At 62.9% G+C, this 3459-nt stretch carries 2 protein-coding genes; both read left to right on the top strand.

What is annotated here, in order from left to right; translation table 11 throughout:
• Positions 1–333 precede the first annotated feature (333 nt).
• Positions 334–1065 carry an ABC transporter ATP-binding protein gene (locus DKK74_RS08655; RefSeq protein WP_029676375.1) on the top strand — a complete coding sequence of 244 codons (732 nt, stop codon included), beginning with the start codon at positions 334–336 and terminating at the stop codon, positions 1063–1065.
• Positions 1062–3098 (top strand): ABC transporter permease, encoded by a 2037-nt coding sequence (locus DKK74_RS08650; protein ID WP_146210566.1) that lies wholly within the window; start codon positions 1062–1064, stop codon positions 3096–3098. The genes DKK74_RS08655 and DKK74_RS08650 overlap by 4 nt, the downstream gene beginning before the upstream one ends.
• The last annotated feature ends 361 nt before the right edge of the window (positions 3099–3459 follow it).

The following is a 3459-nucleotide window of genomic DNA, read 5'->3' as shown; positions in this document are numbered from 1 at the left end:
ACACTACGGCACCGCCATCAACTGGAACGAGTTCCACACACCAGTCAGATACCCCAACACCACACTCTGACCAACACACAACCAAACCCACACACAGAACCTAAAACAACGCGTTTAGTTCCTATAGGCCTAGGTATGCCCTTAGCGCATACGAATCGTACTTTACAATAACTTTTGACTTATTGCATCTTTTGTCAATAATTTATGGAAGACTTTTAACCGTCACGCAAGCAATACTTGTATTGCGTCTCAGTGTAAAGTTCGCTGTAGCTTTTCGCGTTGTGGATTCGTATGGTGCTCGGGGTTTCGTCGGGCTGTGGATTGGGGTTGGGTATGGCTGGTGAGTTTCTGTCCCTTGAGGGTGTCTCCTATCATTACGGTTCGGGCGGGGCCGGCATCACCGACGTGTCCCTGCAATGCCCGCCTGGGTCGTGGACGGCGATCATGGGGCCCTCGGGCGCAGGCAAGTCGACCCTGCTGAATTGCGCCTCGGGCCTGCTGCCGGTCGACCAGGGCTTGGTGCACATCGGGCAGCATGACCTGGCCCGGATGGGAGAGGCCGACCTGACACGTGTCAGGCGTGACCTGATCGGGTTCGTGTTTCAGGACTACAACCTCGTCGAAGCGTTCACATGCCTGCAGAACGTGATGCTGTCCTTCCTCTTCGGCGGGCCGCGCATCGAGGTCGACGACGCCGTGCGGGCCCTGCAGGCGGTGGGTCTGGATGGTTTCGCCGACGTCTATCCCTCGGACATGTCGGGCGGGCAGCGGCAGCGTGTGGCGGTGGCCAGGGCTTTGGCCTCGAGGCCCTCGGTCGTCTTTGCCGACGAGCCGACGGGCGCCCTGGACACCGCCGGCTCCCAGCTGGTGCTGGACGCCTTCGGCCAGGTGGCAGCGCGGGGGTCCACGGTGCTGATGGTGACCCACGACCCGGATGTGGCGGCCCGTGCTGGCAGCACCGTGTTCCTGGTCGACGGCCGCATCCACTCGGTGTGGTCGGGCTGCACGGCCGAGCAGCTGGCCATGCACCTGGCCGAGACCACGTTGAGCGGGGCCGACCGGTGAGCGCGGGCATGGCCTCCCCGGCCCAGCAGGCGAGCCGACCCTGGCGCAAGCGGCCAACAAGGGCCAGCCTGTCCTTCTCCCTGGTCAGGGCCCACCGCTCCTCCTACTGGATCATGTGCCTGGCCGTGTTCGCCGCCACGACCCTGTCCTGCGCGACCCTGCAGGCACGTCAGGCGGGCCTGGCCTACGACGGCCTGCACGGCCTGGAGGGCCTGAACGCCTACCACCGCATTCTGACCAAGGCCTACTACGACCTGGCATTGAACACTGTGTCGCTGATCGCGCTGGTGTTCTGCCTGCTGGTGACGGTGTTCCTGGTCCTGTCATCGGTGTCCTTCCTGGTCCAGGAAAGGCGCCGGGAATACGGCCTGATGCGGCTCAACGGCGCCTCGGGCAAACAGGTCGTGGCCATGGCCCTGCGAGAGTTCTCCCTGCCCCTGGCCCTGGCCGACGCCGCGGGATGCCTGGCCGGATCCCTGCTGACCGTTCCTGTGGGCATGGCCTTCATAAGGGCCATGGGCACCACGGACATCGACCTGCTCTTCCACCCCAGGGCCCGCCTGTGGGTGGCGGCCGTGGCCTTCGCCCTGATGATGGCGGTCTGCCTGCTGGGCGTGTGGCTGGCCACGCGCAGGTTCGGGGCCGAGACCTCCCTGAAGCTGATGACACAACCGGCCGTCAAGGACAAAAAGGCCAGCCGGTTGCGGATCGTATGCTCCCTGGCCCTGTTCCTAGCCTCTATCACGGTCGCCTTCATGCCGGTCGACCGCTCGGAGTTCTACGACCGGCTGCTGGGCTTGATCGTCCTACTGATAATCACCGTGTACGTGGCCGCCCCCCTGCTGGTCCCCCCGGTAGCATCCCTGCTGGGCCTGCTGGCCGAAAAAACCGCGGCCGGACCGGGCCTGCTGGCCCGGCAACGGGTCCGCAGGGGCAGGGCAGGCGCCACGGCCATAGCGTTGCCGGCCATGATGGCGCTGACCATTCTGGTCTCCTTCATCCTCATCATGCAGGCGGGCCGCATGAGCTCGGTGGTGCTCAGCATCGAGCCCATGAAGGCCGACGTGGTGGCCTCCTCGGACGACCTGTCCCAGGCCGGCAGGATCTCGCGCACGCTGCAGGGGCTCGGACGGGAGGTCGGCACAGCCGACATCTACCAGACCCAGCAATGGGTCCTGACCGACAAGCACGGAAACATCCAGATGGACACCTTCCCCCAGGTCACCTGGGCCCAGGCCCGTGACCTGGCCGACCCCAGCCACAAGGACACCGCCCCCAAGGTGCTCCAGGGCAGCCTGGCCGACCTGGGCGCCGGCAAGGTGGCCATAAGCAGAGCATACGACAACCAGCGCAAGCCGGGCGACACGATCACCCTCATCGACCGCCACGACAAAAGACACCAGGTCCAGGTCGTGGCCGTCATCGAGCCGCCCAAGACCACCCCCCACGTGAACATGGACATGCTCACGACCGAGGATGGCCTGCCCAGGGAGGGCGAGAACGGCCGACTGTACGCCTACATCACCGCCCGCGACCACACCCAGGCCGACGACATAGCCCAACAGATAAGGGACACCACCCACAAGATCACCGCCTTGAACAGGCAGGACTTCATCGACGACTACATCAAGACCAGCATCAAGGAGCAGCAGGGAACACCGCTCATGATAGCCGGCGGCACCATCCTGGCCCTGATATTCCTCGTCCAATCTATAGCCATAGGAATCAGCGAACGACGCATGCAGAACCGGCGCCTCAACCAGATGGGCGTCACCCGCGGCGCCCTCGCCTGGTCAGCGGCCATCGAGACCACACTCGACGTCACCGCCGGCATCATCCTCTCCCTCGTCGCCGTGGCCATCACCGAGGCATCCGTGGCGATAAGCTTCGTCCGGGACGGGGTCGGCATACAACACACACCCATCATCGCAGACATCTTCCTACCCATGTCCCTCCTGCTCCTGGCCGTCGCCATAGCCACCACCATCCTCTGCACACGCCTCACCCACAAGAACCAACCCACAAAACACTAGAGGCCAGGCCAACCATGAACTTTATCCACGTCGTCAGGAAATACATGCCGGGGCACATTCTTGCATACACGGCAAGCCTTCTGCTGGGAATCCTCGCACAAGCGGTCGTCCTGCTGCAACCACAGCTCAGCGGAGCCCTCATAGACGGCGTGCAACAACACAAAGCAATCGTATTAATCGCGGTGCAATTGGGAATACTGTTCATTCTTGGCGCTGTATTGACAGCAATCCGGCCTATAGGAACTAAACGCGTTGTTTTAGGTTCTGTGTGTGGGTTTGGTTGTGTGTTGGTCAGAGTGTGGTGTTGGGGTATCTGACTGGTGTGTGGAACTCGTTCCAGTTGATGGCGGTGCCGTAGTGT

The sequence above is a fragment of the Bifidobacterium asteroides genome (assembly GCF_003202755.1).
Classification (GTDB): Bacteria; Actinomycetota; Actinomycetes; order Actinomycetales; family Bifidobacteriaceae; genus Bombiscardovia; species Bombiscardovia asteroides_F.
Note: the sequence above shows the minus strand (reverse complement) of the source record. Positions and strands in the feature narration are given on the sequence as shown.